16 protein-coding genes are annotated in these 23267 nt (G+C 41.9%); 7 read left to right on the top strand and 9 right to left on the bottom strand.

From position 1 onward, the window contains the following. Nucleotides 1–33 precede the first annotated feature (33 nt). Both EWV66_RS23960 and kdpC read left to right on the top strand, forming a co-directional pair. Nucleotides 34–240, top strand: a complete 207-nt coding sequence (locus EWV66_RS23960) for a potassium-transporting ATPase subunit F (protein ID WP_072927114.1) — start codon at nt 34–36, stop codon at nt 238–240. Between the two features lie 181 nt (nt 241–421). After that, nucleotides 422–1078, top strand: coding sequence for a K(+)-transporting ATPase subunit C (gene kdpC, locus EWV66_RS02105; protein ID WP_052278284.1), 657 nt, complete (start codon nt 422–424; stop codon nt 1076–1078). A 252-nt stretch (nt 1079–1330) separates the two neighbouring features. Here the strand turns inward: kdpC and EWV66_RS02100 are convergent, their stop codons facing one another. Continuing rightward, entirely contained in the window at nt 1331–2014 is a 684-nt protein-coding gene (locus EWV66_RS02100) for a YdcF family protein (protein WP_052278283.1), read from the bottom strand. Nucleotides 2015–2017: 3 nt separating this feature from the next. Further along, on the bottom strand, nt 2018–4783 hold the full coding sequence (locus tag EWV66_RS02095; RefSeq protein ID WP_287107852.1) for a DNA gyrase/topoisomerase IV subunit A: 2766 nt from the start codon (nt 4781–4783) through the stop codon (nt 2018–2020). A gap of 82 nt (nt 4784–4865) precedes the next feature. Between EWV66_RS02095 and EWV66_RS02090 the strand changes: the two genes are divergently transcribed. Continuing rightward, nucleotides 4866–5270 (top strand): response regulator, encoded by a 405-nt coding sequence (locus EWV66_RS02090; protein WP_002765033.1) that lies wholly within the window; start codon nt 4866–4868, stop codon nt 5268–5270. Between the two features lie 78 nt (nt 5271–5348). Here the strand turns inward: EWV66_RS02090 and EWV66_RS02085 are convergent, their stop codons facing one another. Continuing rightward, on the bottom strand, nt 5349–6041 hold the full coding sequence (locus EWV66_RS02085; RefSeq protein ID WP_287107851.1) for a M15 family metallopeptidase: 693 nt from the start codon (nt 6039–6041) through the stop codon (nt 5349–5351). Between the two features lie 61 nt (nt 6042–6102). On the opposite strand from EWV66_RS02085, the gene EWV66_RS02080 reads away from it, so the two are divergent. After that, a complete protein-coding gene (locus tag EWV66_RS02080; RefSeq protein WP_104397014.1) occupies nt 6103–6294 on the top strand; it encodes a hypothetical protein in 192 nt (63 codons plus the stop codon). A 29-nt stretch (nt 6295–6323) separates the two neighbouring features. On the opposite strand, the gene dndC is transcribed toward EWV66_RS02080, so the two are convergent. After that, complete coding sequence (dndC, locus tag EWV66_RS02075) at nt 6324–7913, bottom strand: DNA phosphorothioation system sulfurtransferase DndC (RefSeq protein ID WP_052278281.1); 1590 nt, start codon at nt 7911–7913, stop codon at nt 6324–6326. 191 nt (nt 7914–8104) lie between these two features. Between dndC and EWV66_RS02070 the strand changes: the two genes are divergently transcribed. After that, nucleotides 8105–9349, top strand: a complete 1245-nt coding sequence (locus EWV66_RS02070; protein ID WP_199328818.1) for a DNA sulfur modification protein DndB — start codon at nt 8105–8107, stop codon at nt 9347–9349. Nucleotides 9350–9506: 157 nt separating this feature from the next. Here the strand turns inward: EWV66_RS02070 and EWV66_RS02065 are convergent, their stop codons facing one another. Together EWV66_RS02065 and EWV66_RS02060 are read right to left on the bottom strand one after the other, a co-directional pair. Next, nucleotides 9507–10241, bottom strand: a complete 735-nt coding sequence (locus EWV66_RS02065; RefSeq protein ID WP_052278280.1) for an SDR family oxidoreductase — start codon at nt 10239–10241, stop codon at nt 9507–9509. Nucleotides 10242–10279: 38 nt separating this feature from the next. Next, nucleotides 10280–11068, bottom strand: a complete 789-nt coding sequence (locus tag EWV66_RS02060) for a class I SAM-dependent methyltransferase (protein WP_052278279.1) — start codon at nt 11066–11068, stop codon at nt 10280–10282. Between the two features lie 376 nt (nt 11069–11444). Here EWV66_RS02060 and EWV66_RS02055 point away from each other — a divergent pair, with 376 nt between their 5' ends. Continuing rightward, nucleotides 11445–11771 carry a mannose-binding lectin gene (locus tag EWV66_RS02055; RefSeq protein ID WP_052278278.1) on the top strand — a complete coding sequence of 109 codons (327 nt, stop codon included), beginning with the start codon at nt 11445–11447 and terminating at the stop codon, nt 11769–11771. A 185-nt stretch (nt 11772–11956) separates the two neighbouring features. Then, nucleotides 11957–12115 carry a microviridin/marinostatin family tricyclic proteinase inhibitor gene (locus EWV66_RS02050; protein WP_002750786.1) on the top strand — a complete coding sequence of 53 codons (159 nt, stop codon included), beginning with the start codon at nt 11957–11959 and terminating at the stop codon, nt 12113–12115. 172 nt (nt 12116–12287) lie between these two features. On the opposite strand, the gene EWV66_RS02045 is transcribed toward EWV66_RS02050, so the two are convergent. The 3 genes from EWV66_RS02045 to EWV66_RS02035 all read right to left on the bottom strand — a co-directional run. Then, the gene (locus EWV66_RS02045; protein ID WP_052278589.1) at nt 12288–12767 is read right to left on the bottom strand and encodes a hypothetical protein; all 480 of its coding nucleotides are present in this window, start codon (nt 12765–12767) and stop codon (nt 12288–12290) included. 277 nt (nt 12768–13044) lie between these two features. Further along, entirely contained in the window at nt 13045–17301 is a 4257-nt protein-coding gene (locus EWV66_RS02040; protein ID WP_287107850.1) for a non-ribosomal peptide synthetase, read from the bottom strand. Nucleotides 17302–17467: 166 nt separating this feature from the next. Then, the coding region (locus EWV66_RS02035; RefSeq protein ID WP_287107849.1) for a non-ribosomal peptide synthetase at nt 17468–23267 on the bottom strand (5800 nt) is incomplete at its 5' end.

Genomic DNA, 23267 nt, shown 5'->3' with positions numbered 1-23267 from the left:
GCAAAAACAAATCTCCAAAAAACTCTAATTCTTATGAAAGCATCCCTTAGAAAATACCGATTTTTCTGGTATATTTTCTTAAATTTCTGTCTAACAATTCTTTTCTCCTCCATCGTTCAAGCTTCTACGGGAAGCACTATAAATAGGGGGCAATCCTTCGCATTAACCCTTTTAGGATTAGTCGCTTTTGCTTTATTTATCTACCTATTCCTTGTCATCTTTGTACCGGAGAGGTTTTAAGAGATTTCTGGCACAATTAATTTTTGAGAGTTCAAAAATGGGAAAAAGCAGAAAATCTCTAAATAGACTCTTTCATTGATTGTTGTTTATTCTTAATTCTCCTGACTCCTGACTACTGGCTCCTGACTCCTAACCCCACCAACAAACTTTTTGCCGCAAACCCGACTTAAGAGGTCTAATCATGAGTTTTGCACGCGAGGCCGGTAGAGCCATCCGTTCTACCCTAGTTCTCTGGGTGATCACTGCGCTGATCTATCCTTTCTCGATGATCGCCATCGGTCAAATTCTTTTTCCCTGGCAAGCAAACGGGAGTTTAATTACCAATAATCAAGGTCAAGTGGTGGGTTCGGCTCTAATTGGGCAACCTTTCACCAGCGATCGCTATTTCAATAGTCGTCCAAGTACCACCGCCTACAGTACGGCCGCTCCGAAAAACGATCCTAACAAAGTCCTGCAAACCGGAGTTTCGGGAGCGAGTAACCTGGCCCCTAGTAACCCCGCATTGATTGATCGCATTAAAGGAAAACCCGATTCCGACATGAAAAAAGCACTGGAGGGGGAGATTCCCCGATTAGAGAAAGCGGCAATTAAACCCACCGCAGATCTAGTATATACCTCCGGTTCCGGTCTCGATCCCCATATCACCCCAGAGGCCGCCAGGTCGCAGATCGAGCGGGTGGCGCGCTCGCGGGGATTACCGACGAATCAAGTGGAGATCCTCGTTATCAAAAACACCGACGAGCGCTTTCTCGGCATCTTCGGCGAACCGGGGGTTAACCTGCTGAAACTGAATTTGGCTCTAGATGCGATCGCAAATTCCCGCGCAAATTCCCGATAGGGTTTCTGATGCTAAATCCTGTTTAAAAGGTATAGGAAAGTGGCAATGTGGAAACGAGGTCTATACTGATAGTTTATTCCGCCAAATAGCACTAAAAGTCTTGCCTGATAAGCATTTCACGATTCCATAAGCAAAAATTATCACACAAAGTCGAGAAGAGCCGCAAGAGAGAGTTTGCCTTTAAAAACCCCAAGTTAGTAGATTTACAAAAATGGGATGCAGCCGCTAAAAAACTAACTGGGAGAGGATGGTTTAGCTGATCTTACCTTGGGATTCACATTTAAAACCTTGATCGCGCCAAGCTTCTAAATCAACGGAATTTAAGGGAATGACTTGCCAACAGGGGGGAGAGATTAATTGTCCCACAAAAGCCCAAATTATACTTCTAGTCACATCTAAACCAGTTTTTAGCTTTGATTCGTGATTACCCGGAATACCAATTTCTCTGACTGCATCGATTTCTACTGCTATACCGTGGGATTGCAAGTGAATTGCTGCTAACCATTGAGCGCGAGGTAAATGAGTAGGAGAGGTGATGACTTTTACTTTATGTACTCCCCATTGTTTTAAAATTGGCACGGCAAAGAAAAAATTGCCGAAGGTAGAATCAGCACACTTTTCTAACCAGACGTTAGTTTTTGGCGCTTTTGCCCGTTCAAATAGTAATAAAATACAGGGGTCTTTCGAGCCTTCGGAAATCAAAATCGGTATATTGGGGTATTGCTGGGCCAGATTAGCTGCATAAATTTCCCGACGAATGCTGCCCCCCAAAACTAAGATGGCATCAATGGGTTTTTGTTGATTAATTGGCAAGCGGACGGCTAAATTAATCGCTAGATTAAGGATAATAAACCCAAAAACCAGAATCAGAGTTAGTTTTAACCATCTTTGCCAATGCCGGTGTTTACGCACAAAATTTTTCGATTTTTTCCCCATTGTTTAGAGATGGTGTAACAATTGTGCTTTGATAATTTTTTCTGCGGGGTTGAGTTTAACTAATTGTGAACCTGTCCCGTCTTTACCCGTAACTGTCACAGTCTCTACCTCTAAGGGTAGTTTTCGATTCTGATTGGTACTTAATAACACTATACTCCCCTCCCGGGCCGCTACCATGGCCGCTAAACTATCCTGTTTGTTAACGAATTGTAAAGCAGGTGAACCAAGATCGCCTAATTGTGATAGACGTAAATTCTCGATCCCTAGTCTTTTCCCGTAACCTAATCCCGAAATCAGCAGCAGATTTTCCCGATGAGGGAGAGAAACACAACCAGCTAGATGTTCCCCGTAGCGCAACCGCAAAATTGCCAAACCCTGGGCAGATTTACCCATAATTGGCAATAATTCCTCGCGCACGGGATAACGCAACACCCGACCGCTACTGGTGGCGATCGCTAAGTCCAGGCCCTCGTGAGTAAAAATAGCACCATATAGGCGATCGTCTTCTTTCAATTTCATCAGGGACAAACCCCGACTACCAACCCCCTCTAATTCATTGATGGGAAGTCGCTTTATTCGCCCCTGTTGACTCAGTAAAAGCAATTCTTGATTTTTTTGAGGTTCTGTGAAGAAAAATTGATTTAACACCGCTTCTGACTCTTTTTGGGCGGTTTTGGTCAGCAGACTGGAGATTAATACTGGTTGATTCGCTTGCGGGGGAACTTCCCGGATAGCAATCGGGTAAGCTTTGGCATTATCGAGGATAACTAGGAAATTTTCCCGTTTTTCGATCGCCTGTTGATAGATAATTAAACCCCAGTCCGGCGCTCGCTCTTCTGGTGTCGTCCAACTGATTTTATCTTCGGCATCAAGCAATAAAATCGCATTTTCTGGGGGTTCTTGGGGCGTAAATAGACTTAAACTCGGTGCATTCTCACTCTCAGACTTTTTCTTAACTTTATTCTCCTGTTTTTTAACTTCTGACTTCAAAGAGGATGTAGGGTGTGGGGTGTGGGGTGTGGGGTGTGGGGTGTGGGGTGTGGGGTGTGGGGTGTGGGGTGTAGGTAAGGAAACCTCTTTCATCTGTGGGGGTGAAAATTTTTTCATCGGGACTGTCTCCTGTTTTTTAACAACAGAATCCTGTTTCTTCCCTGCTGCCTGCTGCTTCCCGTCTCCTGTCTCCTGTCTCCTGTCTCCTGTCTCCTGTTTTTTAACAACAGAATCCTGTTTCTTCCCTGCTGTCTCCTGTCTCCTGTCCCCCGACTTCCCGGTGCGAATTTTTGTCCGTCTGCTATCGGCGAATTTTTTCTTTAAAGAGCGCAATTCTTTTTTCAGAGACTTGAGAAACTCCTGACGGTTATGGAGGAGGGTTTCCAATTGTTGAATTTTTGTTTGTAATTCCGTCGCTTCCGTCTCTAACTTTTGTCTTTCCAAACCAGTTAAACGACGCAGAGGCATAGCTAAGATAGAATCAGCTTGAGCGTCACTAATGCCCAATTCTGCCTGAAAACGATACTTAGCCGTCGTCCCATCGGGAGCATTTTTGAGAATATCCACCACTCGATCGATATTCTGCAAAGCTAATAATAAACCCTCGACTAGGTGTAAGCGATCGCTGGCCTGTTGCAACTCATCGCCATACTGACGGGTGAGAGTCGTTTCTCGAAAGCGCAAGAATTCCTGTAAAACTTCTTTTAAAGACAACTGCCGGGGTTGATTATCAACCAAAGCGAGGATAATCGCCCCAAAATTAGTCTGCAGCGCCGTTTGTTGGTATAAAGCGGCCAAAACCTGCTGCGGTTGACTTTCCCGCTTTAATTCAATCACCACCCGAATGCCTTCGCGATTGCTTTCATCGCGGATATCGGCAATTCCCTCCAATTTCCCTAAATTAACTAATTCGGCGATTTTTTCAATCCATGCCGCCTTATTCACCTGAAAAGGCAACTCAGTAACCACAATTGCCGTCCTTTCCCTTCGGCGCTTGCCCTCAATGATAATTGTTTCAGTTTTCGCCACTCCGCGCACGGGAATAATCCCCCTACCGGTGCGATAGGCCTCGCGAATGCCGGTATCATCTAAAATCTCGCCTCCCGTGGGAAAATCGGGACCGGGGATAATTTCTACTAACTTTTCCTCGCTTAAATCGGGATTATCGATCAAAGCGATTAAACCTTCCACCACTTCCCCTAAATTATGGGGAGGGATATTAGTCGCCATCCCTACCGCAATACCCGAACAACCATTAAGAATCAGTATCGGTAACTGAGCGGGTAAAACAACTGGTTCCTGTTGAGAATTATCAAAATTACTGCTAAAATTAACGATCGCTTCGCTAATTCCCCCTAAAACCGCCTGATCACCGATGCCGGCCAAACGGGTTTCTGTGTAACGCATGGCTGCTGGGGGGTCGTTATCGATCGAACCAAAGTTACCATGGCCCGATAAAAGTGGGTAACGACTGGAAAAATCCTGTACCATACGAACCAGTGCTTCGTACACTGACTGATCACCGTGGGGATGATATTTACCCAACACATCCCCCACCACCCGCGCACATTTGCGAAAAGGGCGATCGGGAGTTAAACCCAGTTCGTGCATAGCGTATAATATGCGACGATGGACTGGTTTTAAGCCATCCCGTACATCCGGCAAGGCTCGCCCCACGATCACACTCATGGCATATTCTAGATAGGAGCGTTCCATCTCTTGGTGTAAGGCCGTGGGTATAATTTGACCACTAGCTAAGAAATCCAGTTGTTTGGCCATGAGTCTCTCGTTTTCAATCTGTCTAGCTGTGAATCATACGGCATTTTGCCCTTTTTAACCTCGTTTATCCCTGAGCATCCCTATGACGACTGTTTTGATTGTAGAAGACGACCCGATTAATTTTCGCGTTTTTGCCAAAATTTTGACCAAACGAGGTGGTCTAGAGGTTAAAGGGACCGAAGATGTGGAAGAAGTGCTTCGTATTGCTCGGGATAAGGAAGCGGACGTGATCTTAATGGATGTCTCCCTCTCCCATAGTGTCTATGAAGGGAAAGCGGTGGATGGTATTAAAATCAGCCAAATTCTCAAAGCTAACCCCGAAACCGCCGATTTACCCGTTATTCTCGTCACCGCTCACGCTATGGAAGGCGATCGAGAGAATTTTCTCAAGCAGAGTCAGGCCGATGGTTATATTTCTAAACCGGTGGTTGATCACCAAGCTTTTGTTGAGCAAATTTTGGCGATTATCCCTCGGGATTCAGTCTAAGCTTTGAGTCTTCTTTTGTTAGTATATCAGTATTGATCTAGACCAGCTGCTTTCAGTTTACTCCTAACAGCTATCTCCCTAATCCTCCACTCTGCCATAGATGGCGTAGGCTCGATCGAGCGACCAGGCCCACATCTGATCCCCTAGGGAAAAATGCCACCATTCCCCCTTATGTCGGCTAAATCCCGCCTCCTCCATCACTTTAGCCAATAAAACTCGTTTTTGATGATAGCTCTGTTCTCGTGGGCTTTTTGCGGCAATATAATGATCGGGATGCGATCGCTCTCCGATCTCATCGATTTCTCCTCCCATGGGGATGGCTTGTCCCTTCTCATCCACTAGGGTAATATCGATCGCCGCTCCGGTACTATGGGGCGGCGGGGTGGCGGCATTATCGCTGGGAATTGCCCAAATAGTGTAAACTTCTGTTAAAATCGCTTGACTTTCTGCCTCCGATAGTTTCTCTTTGGCTAATCCTTTTGTGTCTAGGAGAGTCTGAAAACTATAATCGACCATAAATTGTTGCACTTCGATCGGTCGATAGGCATCAAAAATCAGAATTTGCCAACCGGGTTGATAGACTTGCAGACGGTTTTGAGCGTCAATCAGAGCATTTAACACCCCTTGTCGCAAAAAATAGGGAGATTTACCCCGATAATTAGCCCCCAATTTCTCGTAAGCATGGGGAGAAGGGATAACAAATTTATCTGCGGGTATAGGTACTAGGGGTTCCCCACATTCACGAATAGGAATTTTTTGGTAGGGTTTCATCGCGTCGTCGAGAAACAGTAATTTTATTGATGGTCCACTCGATCGCCAGTTTACATAGGGTTTGCGGCAAAAAGTTTTTCGTGGGGGTAGGGTGTGGGGTGTGGGGTGTGGGGTGTGGGGTTTTACCCATTTTCAGGTGGTCAATTACCTAATTTTCAGGGAAAAAGTCCAGGGATTTTCCCCCCAATCACTACAAGGGTCGGCACTTTTTGAGGGAAAAAAGTCTAAAAACCTTATCCAACAAGGTTGTTAGATTTATTCAGCAAACCCTACATAAACCCGTTATTCCTCCTCCTCAACGGTTGTAGGGAATTTCATACTGGCCCAAGTTAACTGTTTTTGCGGGTCTTTTTCCGGTTCACTAAAACTCTCTTTGAGTTGTTCTTTCACCTGAGCAATATTGCCACTTTGAGCGGCATTCTTTAGATCATAGACATAACGAGCATTTTCGATCGCTTCCTCTTTACTACGAGAACTAGACTCAAAGCATTTTTCTAGGTCTTTGTAAATACCCTTGCGAGAGATTTTGAGAAAATATTGACGTTCTGTATCGATAAGTTTAGCCAATAATTCTAGGTGCATGGAATCCTCGGCACAGATATCCGCGAGGATATCCCATTCTTCACTCCCCAAAAGATTATTATCCGCCCCCGGTCGCGGATCTTGAAAAGTTTCTCCAGTCACTTGTTTATAAATCTTCGGTAATTGGTCATCAAATTCGTGCTTTTCTTCCCTCCAAATCCGGCGAATTTCGCTGAGTTCCTCCGTGGTAATTAGGGTAATATCTTTCATCTCCTCTGGGGCATTAGTACGCACGCTCTCCTGAGCTTCTAATACCCTTCTCAGCCAATATTCCCGCCATTTTTTAGTATAAGGACCGGGTATGGGTTCGATCTTGTCTGAACCAAAAAGTTCAACCTTGCCATAAATACGGCGAAAATCTCGCCTTTCTCTGTCGTTTTTTAAGTCTAATTCGTTGCGAAGCTCTAAAAGTGGTTGTAACCATTCTTTTTCTTCGTCATTCTGTATCATTGCCTCCATCGATTTATCTTTATTCACCAACGTACACACCCAACAACCAAAGCGCGAATCTCCACAGCTAGGAGTGGAAGTATCTACCACTAGGGGACATTCATTATCCGCAGTCGCTCCTCTATACATTGCTAATAATTCTTTGTTATCTCCTCCCCAGGGATTTTCCCACTGCATTAAGTACATCCATACTTCATCAGTACGCCAATCTTCTATGGGAGTATAAATCAAAGAGTTGATTAAACGTCCATTGGGGCTTAATCTGTCACGAACTCTACCTATTTCATGTTTTTTCATGGTGATTGCTCGCGCTTGACTTTCAGCCTTCCTAATTCCTAGCACAACAATAGTTTCACAATGAACTCTGACTAAATTGCGAATAAAGTTATTGACAGGCTGAATTTTCATGCGATCAGTACACCAACGAAAGCCGTGCCTTGGAGCAGGATATCCTTTTCCTATCAAACAAACCCAGAAAGTAGCGTCAACTTCAGGATGCAGTAGATGCGATTTAACAGGCATTTGTTGCTGTTTTGCCGCTTCTGTAAGCTGTCTAATACATCTGCGTACCCAAGTAGAAACAATTGGGTTTTCAACAAAAGTATCGGTAGTGATGACATGAATGGTTTTGTGTCGCTTCTCTAATGGTAAGGCAGCGATCGCATTCCAGATTAACTGCAATATACTTGTACTATCTTTTCCCCATGATACTCCCACAACCCAAGGAATAGTATCTGCACAGTATAATTCCTGTATTTCTTGAGTTAAATAATTTAAATCCTCGACAAACTCCGCAATAGTACGGATAGGCGACTTATCTGATTTGAGGGTATCTGTCATAAAAAGTCCGTATTTCTCTCGATACTGAGTGTCTCAAGGATGACTACAGAGTTTCGCCTAAAGATGAAGTATGACGGGATTTGGCATCATCCTTGGGCGATCAGCTGCTGTTCCTTGTTCCCTATTCTGGCGTTCCCTATTCCCCAAAACGAAAACTTCGTGCCTCATCATTAAGATAACTGCTATAATATATGATTATTGAGTGTTTTTTGGTATTTTTTTCTATTATGTCTGATATTGCAGCTCATTCTTCAGATTTGACTCAACAACTGAATCAGGTACTGGAATACTACTTTTCTGAGCATTACAGAGAGAAATGCTATCTTGGGCTAGTTTTCCAACAAGGAAAACGAAAAATGGTTCAAATAAACGTTCCCGCTCATGATTTACCAACCTTGCTCCAAGCAAAGCCATCTACAGGGAACGATCCCGATTCAGGAAAAAATCGCCCAGAGGTTCAAGGACATACAGAGGAAGTTAAAGAATATATCCTTAAGCGGATTAAACAAGATAAACCATGGATTTTAGGAACTCTAACAGCTAATGTTGATCCAGAAAAAATTAAGCTGATCGATCTTGCTCGTGGGCTATGCTTGGTTGTAATTGGGCGTGGAATCAAATTAGATATTACAGATGGTCAACATCGTAAACGCGCTATTCACGAATTGATTACAAATTCTGAGGGGGAACTAATCGGTGATAATGATTTTCCTATTACTTTGGTCTTGGAAGGGGATTTTAGACAATGCCAAACTGATTTTAGAGATATGGCTCAAACAAGACCTTTAGATAAATCATTACTCCTTTCCTTTGGTGAATTTGAAGGACGGGTGGGTATTACTAAAAATTTACTCTATCAAGTGTCTATGTTTGATGGTAAAACAGAAGCTATCAAAGATCAAACTTCGTTAAAAAAGAAACTTATTTATACATTTAACTATGTGGCTAAATTAGTAAGTTTAGCATTTGATAACGACATTAGTTCTGATTTAACGGAGATAAGCGTTGAAGAATCATCTGAGGTTTTATCTAAATGTTTAAATCAGTTTTTTCATGAGTGTTCTCAAACTAGAGAAATAGCGGAGAATAGCACAGATAAATTAACCGTTGATCAGTTAACTCAATTTCAGACAAGTTGTATTTTAGGACGTAGTGTAGGCTTAGAAATATTAGGATACTTGTTGCACGATATTTATGATGAAAATAACAACAGTTTTGATAGTGCTAAAATTTCATTGTTGGCTGGATTAGACTGGGCAACTGGTAGTGATCTTTGGAGTGGAAATGTCGTTAAAATAGATCCTAACCCTAAAAAGCCAGCAAATCCTTACAGAATATCTGCGAGCATGAATATGGTAAAACTGGCAGTTTACAACGTAAAAAATCGGCTAGGATGGGTAGAAAAATCTACAAGTTCTATGTTAGATTTTCAATGATCGAGCGCGGCTGACAAGCGATCGCACATTACCGAACTTATGTACTATGATCAACCCTTAATCCAACTTTAAAAACCCGCTTCCCACTCCCTCCTATACCCTTTAAAGAGGATTTAGTATCACTTTCCCGGGTTGAGGGTTTAAGTCCAGTTAGGGATTAAAGAGTAACTCCACCGTCCACGGGTAAAACCACACCAGTCATATAGGGGTTGATAATCAAACTCAATACTGCTAGGGCGACTTCTTCGGGTTGCCCTAAATGTTCGACAGGTAGAGCAGAAACCGCCCATTTGCTCAGGTCGGAGCGTTCCGAATCACCTTGACTGGTCCAGATGCTTGTATCTTCTATTAATCCGGGGGCAACAACGTTAACGCGAATAGGAGCGAGTTCTAGGGCGAGGGCGCGTCCAAATACGGCTACGGCACTATTAGCGGCGGCTATGACGGAAATTCCGCCCATTTTGGAATATTTGAACATAGTGACGCTGGATGTCAGGGTAATAGAACCGTCCTTGGCCAAAGTTTTCAGGGAGCCACGCACTGCTAAAAAGGTTGCCCAGAATTTCTCCATACCTCCCCGGGCCGTTTCTGCGGTCATTTCGGTTAATAAGGCTCGCGGCATATTTCTGTCTCCGAGAGAGGTGACTACTAAATGGTCAAAGTTGCCAATTTCTGCAAAAAAGGCATTAACAGAATCTTCTTCTAAAAAATTAACAGTTTTGGCTTCAATCTCCCCGGAAATTAGGGCAACAGCGGCAGCTAATTTCTCTTGAGAAGCATGGGAAAGCACCACTTTTGCCCCTAGGGAGAGCAATTTTTGAGCAATCGCTAGGTCAATCCCGGAGCTTGCACCAATAATAACGACTTTTTTACCCGATAAGGAATCAAACATTTTTTTGTCTCCAAAAATTCAAGAAAAACTTACAACTATTACAGTTCATTGACTGGCTTTTGGGCAGCAACTAACCAATAAGTTATGACCGAGGAACTTAGCAAATTATCGAGAGGCTTAATGTTTAAATTATAGGTTTCTTCGTCTAATTTTCCCGATTGCAATTCCTCTGTTAACCAAGACTTAAGATGGCGAAAATGTCTGAACCAGCACTCCTCCGTCACCTCGACAAATTGAACATCTTTAAACCCTGCCTGTTGATAAAGATTTTGATACTCGGCAATATCTTTGACCGTGTTTGCTTGGGGAACTGTCCAATCCCCCAAAAGTTCCGTTGTGGCAAAACTCAGATCTGAGAGAATTAAGGTTCCCCCCGGCTTTAATACTCGCCAAGCTTCTTGCAAGAATTGCCGCCTGGTATTAAAATAAAAAGCCGCTTCTACACAAATAATTTGCTCAAAAGAATGATCGGCAAAATCCATCTCTACCGCATCCATTAACAGAAATTTACCCTCGGGAAAATTCAAGAGACTTCTGGCAATTTGTGTCGGAGAAATGTTAATCCCCACAATTGCTGTCAATGGGTAATATTTGAGAAGATAATGGGTAGTTGCTCCCAAACCACAGCCAACATCAAGAATTGTTCCCTGTTTGTTGGGAATAAATTCTAAAAGTTTCTCCATCAGAGTAGAGGATGCTTCCTGTTGATCTTGAGTATGGGAGAGCCAATAACCGACATTAAAAAACTCTCTTTCACCATAAAACTCTCGAATCGAAGGACTACAAATTAAATCATCGAATCTACTAATCCATTCATTTTTATCCATTGTTAAACTCACTTAACTGTTTCGGCAAAAACTACATTAGTTTAACACGATTTGGCTTAGTAGAGCGGGAAGTACCCACTTTCCGCACTTCTTAACATTCAATTAATAATTTTTACTAATATATTGCTTACAATCCTTTGCCAGTAAAGATTATAGCTACAATCATGGATTTTGATCAAGGTGAAGAATTGTCAATTTTTTTCTCAGAAAAAATCAATTATTGAAAATGTTCTTAATAGTAGTTTGTACAATGAAGGTTTTTCGTCAAAACATCTTGGGGAATGTAAAAATATATAAAAGTATATGAAGATGTGCGGAATGTCGGCCGTTAAGGCACTATGCTGAATCATACTGTTTTTTAAAACACAGAGTTGTCATGCCTAATTTTTCGCACACTTGTAGCAGTATCAACTACGACCCTAACAGCACAATCCTGAGTGCTGAGTGCCAAGCTCGCGATGGAGAATGGCTCCCTACCGAACTGAGGCTTAGTGACCATATCGGTAATATAGATGGGGAATTGCAGTTCGGGGATCAAAACTTCCAAGAAACCTGCCAAGATTGTCACCTTGAGTTCGGGGATGGAGAGCAATCCGTATGGTTGGTGTGTACTTGTCAAACAATGGATGGGGAATGGAAACCTACGCAAATACTGTTAGACAGTCAGATCGATAATAACGATAGCCAACTGGAAATCGGATAGGGTAGGGGAGGACGCAAGAAATCCACGATTCCGCTATCTGTTGGCTAGGAAACCTACACTTACCCGCAAGAAAAGTGTAGGTAGTTCACCAAGTATTTGACTTGAGTAAGACGGCAATATATGTTACTATCGCAAGGTAATCGCAGCTATCTTGAAAAAGCTGCCACTCAAAACTAGGAATGACCATGAATTATCCTAATAGCGAACAGAGTAAAGCAATCCCCTTCTTTGCTCGTTTTTTGTCTGCGGACCAAGACGAGGCTCCGACTCCCGATTCCCCCCCCGATTCTGAACCCGCTCCCGTTTGGACTTGGAAATGGCCTTCTGACTGGGAAGATAGTTAATTAATTTAAAGATTGCTTTCAGTAATTCAGACAGAAATAAACTGCCGCCATAAGTCAAGCAGGAGTAAGATTTATGGCGGTTTTTTGTTGTATTTAGGGTTTGCTAAACAAGTCAATTGGCCGGTGAGGGCAGCAGGAGAGAGGAGGGAGAAAGTGCTTAGTCAAGTTAAAACTACTCTTCAGCAATTTCGACTTCTTTGGGAGCAACAGGTTCTTCGGCAGCAATTTCTACTTCAATAGCCTTTTTCAGGTTAAGTTTTAGAACTTGAGAAATTGGCAAACCTTCCACCTCATTGATGAGATATTCTTGAGTTTCTGTTTCACGACGTTTGAGATAGACCGTTTTAAGCAGTGCCTCAATGCCATAACCCGTAACAATGTCACCAATAATGGTAGAGATGCCTAAGACCCCAAGTCCACCAATTAGTCCCAGCGGACCGCCTAACCCAAAAAGTGCGTAAATCGCAGGATAGGCAGTACCACCAGATGCGGCAACAGCAATAATGAAAATAATGCCGGGGAGTCCCAGAGATGCAAGTTTTTGAACAACTTCATCCAGAGAAATTCCCCAGGAGACAAGTTTTTTGTTGATTTCTGTGGGATTAATTCCGAGAAAATCATTGGGAATGGCCGTTTCAGTAGTTTCCGTCATTGATGAGACTCCTAAAATCACTAAGTTGGATTGGTTGGTCGGGATTTCAGTCATATAAAATCCATGGTAAGGCAAAAGAATACAAATCGGCTGTCTAGCAATCAGATGCCTTGCAGCATTCTACATTAGTCTTACTGTTCACACAACTTGTAGAAAATCGTCAGTTCTTAGATTAAATCCTGTTTAAAAGATAGAGGAGATTGGGTAGAAACAATTGATAACTGGGGTTTTCAAGTTGGATTGGGAGTTAATCATAGTCTTAAAAACGGGTTTGGTATCAAATCTCAAGGCAAACTTTTAACTCTTCGGCTAAAATCTGGACATGGGGTTCCACCATAATCGAGACATGATTTCCTAGTACGAAATGAATCTCAACTGGCTCTGTAGAAAATTCACTCCAGCCTAAAGAAGAATCCTCGCAATCTCCAGCTATTAAATCTTTATTTGGATCATCAGCTAATTCCTCACTGGCCCGTATAATCGTGATTTTACCAGGATAAGTCTGTTTAGGGAGATAATCAATCAGACATAAACAGCTAGTTTTATAGGCTTGGACAATTTTTTCAAGCTGCCTAGTTTCCGCATTGGGGGGAAGCATATTAGCCAGTTTAAAAAAGTTTAAGGCGTATTTTAATTGTTCCTCCACTGTTAAGACTTGAAGAGTTTTATAGGAAATATCGACGGTTTTATCTAAATAAACTTCGATACCTTTGCTGACTTCAGCTAACCACCGCGCATGATCCCAATTAATATAATCAAGCAAAATTTGTTTGTCTTTATAGGTGGGTGCTGAAGAATCAATGATTGCTAGTAATGCCACTTGTTGACCCTGATTAACCAACTGTTGAGCCATTTCAAAAGCCACATTACCACCGTAGGAATGTCCTCCCAAAAAGTAGGGTCCTTGGGGTTGTAAATCCTGCATGGCTTTAATATAAATACTGGCTATATCCTCAATGCGACTGATTTCTCCAAACTGTTGATAGAGATCATTTTCAAAACTGTAGAAAGGTTGATCTTTTCCTAAACAACGTCCTAAATGGTAAAAATAAAATGGTCGTCCTCCAGCGCCTGGAACACAGAAAAAAGGCGGCTTTGAACCCTGGGGTTGAATGGGAACTAAACAAGACTGGTTAGAGGAATCTGCATCAGTTTGGATAATGGTCGCTAACTGTTCAATAGTTGGGTTTTGAAATATTGTAGTTACGGCAATTTCTTTGCCTAACTGTTCTTTAATTTGGGTGATTAAATAAGGAGCTAAAAGGGAATGGCCACCGAGGTCAAAAAAGTTATCCTGCACGCTAATTTTGTCAATCTTTAGCACTTTTGACCAGATTTGCACAAGGTTTAATTCTAACTGATTACGCGCTCCAATAAATCTGTCTGAATCACTGGTGTTACTGGGAGCTTTTAACGCACGGCGATCAATTTTTCCGTTAGCTGTTAAAGGGAAAAACTCCAGCATCACAAAAGCACCCGGAACCATATAACCGGGCAATTTATCGCTAAGAAATTGACGCAAATCGCCACTTGTTAGCTTTACTCCTAGCTTAGGTACAATATAGGCAACTAACTGTTTTTCCCCCGGATTGTCTTCACGAACAATCACACAGGAAGACTGTACCGCCTGATTTTGACTAAGTACGGACTCAATTTCTCCTAATTCAATACGGAAGCCGCGAATTTTTACTTGATTGTCAATCCGTCCTACATATTCAATATTACCATCGGGTAAATAACGCGCTAAGTCTCCCGTTTTATATAATTTTGACGGCTCATTGCCCCCCTTATTAAGGAGGGTTGGGGGGATCACTTCATCCTTCTCAAAAGGATTAGGAATAAATTTTTCTTGGGTTAATTCGGGACGGTTAAGATAACCTTTGGCTAATCCTGCACCAGCAATATGTAATTCTCCTACTACACCAATCGGGACAGGTTGCAGATTTTTATCCAGTAAATAGATTTGGGTATTGGCAATCGCTTTACCAATGGGAATAGTTGTCGCTGTAGAAGCTACGTTTTCCACTAAATACCAAGAAGAAAACGTTGTATTTTCCGTTGGACCATAGACATGAAGCAACCGTTGTGGCGCACCTTTTTCTAGTACCTCTTGTACCCATTTTGGTTCAACTGCTTCACCCCCAAATAGTAAGCATCGTAAGTTACTAAAAGCTTGGGGAACTAAATTAGCTAACTGATTAAAAAGTGCTGTGGTTAAAAATAAGACACTAATCTGATTTTCCTTTAAGCTTACTGCCAATTCTTGGGGTGAGAGCAAAACTGATTTAGCGATAATAATAATCTTAGCACCGTTAAGTAAAGCCCCCCAAATTTCAAAAGTAGCGGCATCAAAAGCAATATTAGACGCTTGCACAACCCGGTCATCAGGAGTAAACTGGATGTAATTAGTATTTAATACCAGTCGATTAACTGCTTGATGAGTGACGATAACACCCTTGGGTATTCCTGTAGAGCCAGAAGTATAAATAACGTAGGCTAAATTATCCGCAGCAACCGCGCTGTTAAGATTCTGCTGACTTGCTTGATTAATTTGTTGCCAATCTTTATCTAAACAGATAATAATAGCATTATGATTTGGCAAGGAATTCTGTAAAGATTCGCAGGTTAATATTATTTTAACCTGGGTATCTTGGAGCATAAAGCTAATGCGTTCTTGGGGATAATCTGGGTCAATAGGAACATAAGCTCCACCGACTTTAAGAATAGCCAATAATCCCACAATCATGTCTAAGGAACGCTCTAGACAAATCCCCACTAATTCATCTGGTTTTACTCCTAATTTCCGCAAATAATGGGCTAATTGATTAGCACGACAATTTAATTCATTGTAGGTTAATTTTTGCTCTGAACATACCACTGCTACCGCGTCGGGTGTGCGTTTTACCTGTTCTTCAAATAATTGATGAATACATTGATCAGAGGGATAATCTGTGTGAGTTTCGTTCCACAATGATAACAATTGATAACGTTCTTCATCACTTAACATCGATAACTGAAAAATTCCCATATTGGGATTAGCTGCAATCGCAGTTAAGAGATTCTGAAAATGTTGCCCCATTTGGTTAATAGTGGGGGCAGCAAACAAATCCGTACTATAACACCAAACCGCTTCTAAACGATCAGAAACTTCCCAAAAATTTACCTCTAAATCAAATCGCGCTTTAAGCTCAACAGATAAAGGCAAACTCTCCATCTTTAAGCCAGATAAACTGGCCTCAGATTGGGGAGTATTTTGCAGAGAAAACATCACCTGTATCAAAGGATTGTGACTTAAATCTCGGTTTAATTGTAATTTTTCTACTAACATTTCAAAAGGCAAATCTTGATGAGCATAAGCTGATAAAGTTGTTTGCTTTACTCGTTGTAATAACTCCAGAAAACTCGGATTTCCCGACATATCACCCCTTAAAGCCAAAGTATTGGCAAAAAAGCCCATTAATTTCTCAATTGCCGAACTATTACGATTAGCGATGGGAGAACCTACCAAAACATCTAATTGACCACTATAACGAGAAATTAGGACAAAAAAAGCCGCCAGTAAAGTCATAAATAGCGTTGCTCCTGACTCCTGACTTAACCTTTTGAGGCGTTGCGTTAAGTCTTGATTCAGTCGAAAAACCTGCCCATCACCCCGGAAACTAGGAATTGGAGGACGGGGATAATCCGTTGGCAATTCTAAAATAGTAGGTGCATCTTGTAACTGTTTTTGCCAGTAATTAAGTTGACGCTCCAAAACTTCACCGGTGAGCCATTGACGTTGCCATACGGCAAAATCGGCGTATTGAATCGATAATTTAGCGAGAGGGGAAGGCAAACCCTGGACAAAGGCCGCATAAAGTTGAGATAATTCACCAAAGAAGATGCTCAAAGACCAACCATCGTAAATAATATGGTGCATCTTCAACAGCAATACATACTCTTGGGAACTGAGTTTAAGTAACTTAAATTGGACTAATGATTCCTTGGCTAGATTAAAGGGTTTTAAGGAGAAAGCAATCGCTATTTCTTGCAGATGTTCTGTTTGTTCATTCTTTGATAAATTTTGTAAATCTTCCAGGGGTAAACTGACGGGTGAAGGGGGAGCAATGCGCTGAATTGGTTGCCCTTCTACCATGGTAAAAGTGGTTCTTAAAATTTCGTGACGGCGAATCAGTTCGCTGAGACTTTGTTCTAAAGCCAACAGATTGAGGTTTCCTTCTAACCGCAAAGCGTCCAACAGATTATAGGAATGACTATCGGGAGAAAGTTGCTGCAGAAACCAGAGTCGTTGTTGAGCAAAAGAGAGGGGTAAATCCTGATCCCGTGACACGGGAATAATCTCTAAATCAACAGTATTAGTTGGGATTTTTGCCGCTCTCAAAAAGTCCAAAATTTCAGGTTTTTTGGCGGCGATTTCTTCTTTAATTTCTGGGGTCATAACCCCTTTGGGAGCCTGAAAACGAAGTTTTTCGCCTTCCAGCCATAGTTTAATCTCTAAACCCTTCAAATACGCTAAAAAATCTCCTACTTTCACTTACCAATTGCCTCCCAAAGTTGTTGTTAAATTAGCTCTAAATCACGAAGTTTGCCCTGAGGATGTAAAAGTACATCAGATTGCCATTGACTAGGATCAATATTTGTCCTTTGCCGTTTTAACTGTCTTGCTAAACTATTGAGATCAGCTAAAACTTTAACTGTTTTTATAATTCACCATCCTCATAATCTTCCAAGCTTTCAGTCATAGCTGTTTGTCCCGGTGCAACGGTAAGAACTTCAATGATTTGGGCTAAATTAGCGATAGTTGGGTATTCTAGCAGATTTTGTAAAGACAATTCCACCGAGAAAAGATCGCGGGAACGGGAAATAACCTGAGTCGCTAACAAAGAATGTCCTCCCAATTCAAAGAAATTATCCTTAATTCCAATACGTTCGACCCCCAAAACTTCACTCCAAATTTGAGACATTTGAGTTTCAATCGGGGTACGAGGTGCGAGAAATCCCGTAGCTAAATTGCGTGTAGCTGTATCGGGTGTAGGCAAAGCCTGCCGATCTACTTTACCATTAGGAGTCAAAGGTAGGGTATTAAGCAAAACAAAAGCCTGGGGAACCATATAACTAGGTAGCTTTTGTTGGACAAATTCCCGCACCTGTGGTATCAGCTTCTGGACTAATTTACCATATAAAGGATTATTCGTATAATCAGTCCAGGATTTGGGAATAATCGTCTCATCATCCCAAAAATTGGGGTATGGTTGTTCATCAACTTTACTTATTATCGGTTCTAAGATGGCATTCTGGCGACAGAAAACCACATCGAAAGAACCATCTTGACTACCTTCCCACCAACTGAGATGAACAGTGTAACCTAACTGTTCTCCCAGTTGCCACATTTGCTCAGGATTAATCCCTATCCCGGTATTTTTTCCTAACAATTGTCGCAATTCTCCCACCGTTTTTACTCCCGGAGGATTTTCTAAACAGTCTAAAATTTGTAGCGCATTTTGTAATCGTTGATTGGGTACATCTCTGATACCTAAATATTCTGGTTGTTCCAGTTTCAATTTATCTTGCAGTTGCGCTAAAGAAAACCGATCCCGCTGCCAATTTAGCCAAGGAATTGTCGTTTTTTGCCCATCAGTATCCAGATGTAAAGTAACATCATAGCGGAATTGGGTTAACTCATTGTCAGCCTGACCCCGTTTCGGGGCAATTTCTACCCAAGAAATTCGCGGAAAACGTTGTTTAAGCGCGATAAAGAACTGAGGTTCAATTAACAATTCTTCTTCGGTAGCTACACTTTGATTCACCTGTTTTTGCCATTGTTCAAGGGTTTTATTAGCTTCAGTGCGAGCTAACTGTACCGCCGCATGGTAAGGCTCTAGTAAGGACAAACTACGGATATCACCTAGGAAAATCTTACCCTGATCCGCAGTCGTCTTGACTGCTCCTGCGATAACTTGTAATAGATAATCCACACTAGGGAAATACTGAACCACAGAGTTAATTACTACTCGATCGAAAGTAGCTTGGGGAATACCGGTAAAATCATCGGCTGTTCGGTGTAATAATTTGACTTTGCCCTCTAAACCTTCAATTGTGCTACATAAATGTTCGAGGTTATTAATGGTAGCAGCGGAATAATCTGCTCCCCAATATTCCTGACAATGTTTTGCCACACGGAATAGCAATAATCCACTTCCGCAACCAATTTCTAACACTCGTTGCGGTGGTTGATTTCCTAAAATTCGGCTCACTGTCTGATCAACCCATTCCTGCATTTCTGCATCGGGAATAGCTTGTCCGGTATAACTACTATTCCAACCACTAATATTAAAAGTGGGGTCCTCGGTTTGAGGTTGGGGTTTACTGTAGGATTCTTCGTAAATCTTTTGCCAATCACTAACATATTCACTCTGCCATTGAGCAAGCTGTTCGGGCAATACTTGACCCTTGAGAGCCGGAACTAAGTAGGCTACTAAATTAGTATTAAGCTGATCATAATCATGATCACTTGCCTGATCAGCGCGAGCCATCACAACCGCTTCTTGTACTAGGGGATGTTGGCTCAAAACTGCTTCAATTTCCCCTAATTCGAGGCGGAAACCCCTTACTTTAACCTGATTGTCAATTCGTCCCAGATATTCAATTTTTCCATCAGGTAAATAACGAGCTAAATCTCCCGTTTTGTATAATTTTGACGGCTGCTCTCCCCCCTTATCAAGGGGGGTTAGGGGGGGATCAAGGGAGACAAACGGGTTAGAGATAAATTTCTCTGCTGTCAATTCTGGGCGATTCAAATAACCTCTGGCTACCCCTGCTCCTCCGATATGTAATTCCCCCGGTACACCGATAGGAACTGGTTGTAAATGCGAGTCTAAAATATAAACCTGCACATGAGGAATTGGCCGACCAATAGTTATTTTTGCATCAACCGGCGTACATTTAGCTACCGTTGCACAAACACTTCCTTCGGTTGGCCCATAAGCGTTGAAAAAGTTTCGCCCCGCAGACCATTGTTTGATCAGTTCGGAAGAACAAGCTTCACCCCCGACAATTATTGTTTTTAACGTTGATAATTCGACTAAAGGCAAAACCGCCAAAGCTGATGGAGGTAAACTAATATGGGTAATGGCATAATCGCTTAATCGCTTAATTAAGGGCAGACCAGGCATTAGAGAGTCTTTTGTTGCTAAGAAAAGTGTTGACCCAGACCCAGACCCTAGTGCCATTAAGATTTCTGATATACAAACATCAAAGCTTAGGGAAACAAACTGGAGAACACGACTCTGAGAATAGACACCAAAAGTCTGAATTTGAGCTTGAGCGAGATTGCACAATCCTTTATGTTCTACCATCACGCCTTTGGGTTTGCCTGTAGAACCAGAGGTATAAATCACATTGGCCAAATTAGAAGCTGTTACCTTCACCGTCAAATTATCCCAGTTCATTGGTTTAATTTCTGGCCAAATTTCAGCTAAAAATACAGTTTTAGCTTGATGATTTGGGAGTTTATCAATCAGTGAACTTTGGGTTAGTAATAAGGGTACTTGACTATCCTCTAACATAAATTGTAGGCGTTCTTGAGGATATTCTGGGTCAAGGGGTAGATAGGCAGCACCGGCTTTAAGGATGCCTATTAATGCCACAATCATGTCTAAAGAGCGCTCTACACATAAACCGACTATTACCTCGGTTTCTACACCTAAAGAGCGTAAATAGTGAGCTAGTTGATTGGCCCGACTATTTAATTCTGCATAGGTCAACTGTTGATTTTCAAAGACTACTGCTACTGCATCAGGGGTACGCGCTGCTTGTTCCTCAATTAATTGATGAATACACTTGTTATAGGAGTAATCAGCTTTTGTCTCATTCCAACCCTCTAATAGTTGATACTCTTCCTCTGGGTTTAATAAGGGTAGTGAAGCTAATGATTGACGGGGATTTTCTACAATTGCCGCTAACAAAGTCTTAAAATGAGTCATCATACGGACAATGGTTTCAGCATCAAATAAATCCCTGTTATAAGAGCAAAAACCACCTAATCCTTCGGGTGCATCCCAGAGGTAAACTTCTAGGTCAACCCTAACCGAATCAAGTCCTGATGGTATCTCCTCAATGTTTACTCCGGGTAAATCCCAGGGAGAACTAGGAGCATTCTGAAGGGCAAAAACTATCTGTGTTAAAGGATTACGATCTAAATGACGCTCAATTTTTAATTTTTCGACTAACATCTCGAAGGGTAAATCTTGATGGTCGTAAGCATCTTGAGTAGTTTGTTTTACTTGCGCGAGAAAATCCTCAAATGTCGGTTCTTGAGATAAATCAAATCTTAACACTAAACTATTGACAAAAAAGCCAATTAACCCTTCAATTTCGGTGCGGTTACGGTTAGCAATTGGTGAACCAATTACCACATCTGTTTGTTGACTATAACGAGATAGTAACACAGCAAAACCCGCTAGTAATGTCATAAAGAGAGTGCTACCGGACTCTTGACTGAGTTTTTTCAGTTGTTGCGTTAGTTGACTATCTAGTTGCAGTCGCTCCGTCCCACCGCGAAAACTTTGGATTGCTGGCCGGGGACGGTCTGTGGGAAGTTGGTGTAGTAGGGGAACCCCGGTTAATTGTTGCTTCCAGTAGCTTAATTGACGGTCTAATACTTCATTAGTTAACCATTGACGCTGCCACAGGGCAAAGTCAGCATACTGTATCGATAAAGTAGGTAAATCTGCTTTTGTACCGGTGCAGAAACTTCGATAATAGACTGATAATTCGTCGATTAAAACACCTATTGACCAACCATCGGCCGCAATATGATGAATGGCTAATAATAGTACATATTCCTCTGTCTTGACTTGCCATAATTTGACTCGTAATACTGAACCTGATTCGAGATCAAAGGGTTCGGATGCTGCTGCTAATAACAGGTTTTTTACCTGTTGCTCAGAATGGCTGAGGTTTTGCAGATTGACAACTGGTAAGGTGAAGGTTACATTAGGATCGATCGCTTGTATTGGTTGGTTATCTTTGAGTTTAAATTGAGTCCGTAGGGGTTCATGGCGTTGAATAATTGCCTGGAAAGCTTTTTCTAAGGCTTTAACATTGAGATTTCCGCGCAAACGCATCGTTAAATCAATAGTATAAGCCCCACTTTCTCCTTCTAATTGATTCACAAACCAGAGACGTTCCTGGGCCCAGGATAGGGGAATATCATCCTCTCGATTAACGGGTACAATTGATGGTAGCTTTAACCCTAAACCTGTTTGCAGTTCTTTTAAAATTACCCCACTTAACTGAGCAATGGTTGGGGATTCAAACAGATAACGTAAGGGAACAACAATCTCAAAGGTTTCCTGTAATCGAGAAATAACTTGAGTTGCCAACAGAGAATGTCCACCTAATTCAAAGAAATTATCCTCAATACTGACTCGTTTTAATTTCAGTACCTCAGCCCAAATCTGCGCCATTTTTTCTTCAATGGGGTTACGGGGAGCTATATATTCACCTTGGCTCTGTAAATCGGGAACAGGTAAAGCACGGCGGTCTATTTTGCCATTGGGAGTTAAGGGGAAAGTATCAAGAAGGACAAACGCAGTTGGAACCATATAATCAGGTAATTTTGCTCGCAAAAATTGCCGTATTTCGTTAATTGTCAGGTTGATTTCGGGTCGCGGTACAACGTAAGCAACTAAGCGTTTATCCCCTAGATTATCTTCACGAACAATCACACAAGAAGACTGTACCGCCTCATTTTGGTTGAGTAAGGCCTCAATTTCTCCTAATTCAATACGGAAGCCGCGAAGTTTTACTTGATTGTCAATCCGTCCTAAATACTCAATATTACCATCGGGTAAATAACGGGCTAAGTCTCCCGTTTTATATAATTTTGACGGCTCATTTCCCCCCTTATTAAGGGGGGTTGGGGGGATCACTTCATCCTTCTCAAAAGGATTAGGAATAAATTTTTCTTGGGTTAATTCGGGACGATTGAGATAACCCCGCGCTAATCCCATACCACCAATATGTAATTCTCCCGGAACACCAATCGGGACAGGTTGTAAATGGGAGTCTAAGATATAAATTTGGGTGTTAGCAATGGGACGACCAATAGTTACTTTCAGGGTTTCATCTGCCCATTTTTCTACCGTGGCACAAACGCTGGTTTCTGTCGGTCCATAAGCATTAAAGAAATTTCTACCCGTAGCCCATTGTTTGATCAATTCTTCTGAACAAGCTTCTCCTGCCACAATAATTGTTTGTAACTCTGGGATTTCTTCTAGGGGCAAAGCCGCTAAGGCTGAGGGGGGTAAAGTAACATGAGTAATACCATAATCTTTTAATCGCCCCATTAATGGCAACCCAGGCATTAAAGCGTCTTTTGTGTCTAAATAAAGGGTTGCACCTGCTCCTATTGCCATGATAATTTCCCAGATAGAAGCATCAAAATTGAGGGAAGCAAACTGGAGAAGGCGAGAGTTTGACTGTAAGTTAAAGGTTTTA

The sequence above is a fragment of the Microcystis sp. M_OC_Ca_00000000_C217Col genome (assembly GCF_007095585.1).
Taxonomy (GTDB): Bacteria; Cyanobacteriota; Cyanobacteriia; order Cyanobacteriales; family Microcystaceae; genus Microcystis; species Microcystis panniformis.
This window is presented reverse-complemented; position numbering and strand designations above follow the sequence as displayed.

Excerpts from the sequence above, each read along its gene's own strand:
- EWV66_RS23960 (WP_072927114.1), top strand. The coding sequence starts at position 34 with ATGAAAGCATCCCTTAGAAAATACCGATTTTTCTGGTATATTTTCTTA.
- kdpC (WP_052278284.1), top strand. The coding sequence starts at position 422 with ATGAGTTTTGCACGCGAGGCCGGTAGAGCCATCCGTTCTACCCTAGTT.
- EWV66_RS02100 (WP_052278283.1), bottom strand. The coding sequence starts at position 2,014 with ATGGGGAAAAAATCGAAAAATTTTGTGCGTAAACACCGGCATTGGCAA.
- EWV66_RS02095 (WP_287107852.1), bottom strand. The coding sequence starts at position 4,783 with ATGGCCAAACAACTGGATTTCTTAGCTAGTGGTCAAATTATACCCACG.
- EWV66_RS02090 (WP_002765033.1), top strand. The coding sequence starts at position 4,866 with ATGACGACTGTTTTGATTGTAGAAGACGACCCGATTAATTTTCGCGTT.
- EWV66_RS02085 (WP_287107851.1), bottom strand. The coding sequence starts at position 6,041 with ATGAAACCCTACCAAAAAATTCCTATTCGTGAATGTGGGGAACCCCTA.
- dndC (WP_052278281.1), bottom strand. The coding sequence starts at position 7,913 with ATGACAGATACCCTCAAATCAGATAAGTCGCCTATCCGTACTATTGCG.
- EWV66_RS02070 (WP_199328818.1), top strand. The coding sequence starts at position 8,105 with ATGATTATTGAGTGTTTTTTGGTATTTTTTTCTATTATGTCTGATATT.
- EWV66_RS02065 (WP_052278280.1), bottom strand. The coding sequence starts at position 10,241 with ATGTTTGATTCCTTATCGGGTAAAAAAGTCGTTATTATTGGTGCAAGC.
- EWV66_RS02060 (WP_052278279.1), bottom strand. The coding sequence starts at position 11,068 with ATGGATAAAAATGAATGGATTAGTAGATTCGATGATTTAATTTGTAGT.
- EWV66_RS02055 (WP_052278278.1), top strand. The coding sequence starts at position 11,445 with ATGCCTAATTTTTCGCACACTTGTAGCAGTATCAACTACGACCCTAAC.
- EWV66_RS02050 (WP_002750786.1), top strand. The coding sequence starts at position 11,957 with ATGAATTATCCTAATAGCGAACAGAGTAAAGCAATCCCCTTCTTTGCT.
- EWV66_RS02045 (WP_052278589.1), bottom strand. The coding sequence starts at position 12,767 with ATGACGGAAACTACTGAAACGGCCATTCCCAATGATTTTCTCGGAATT.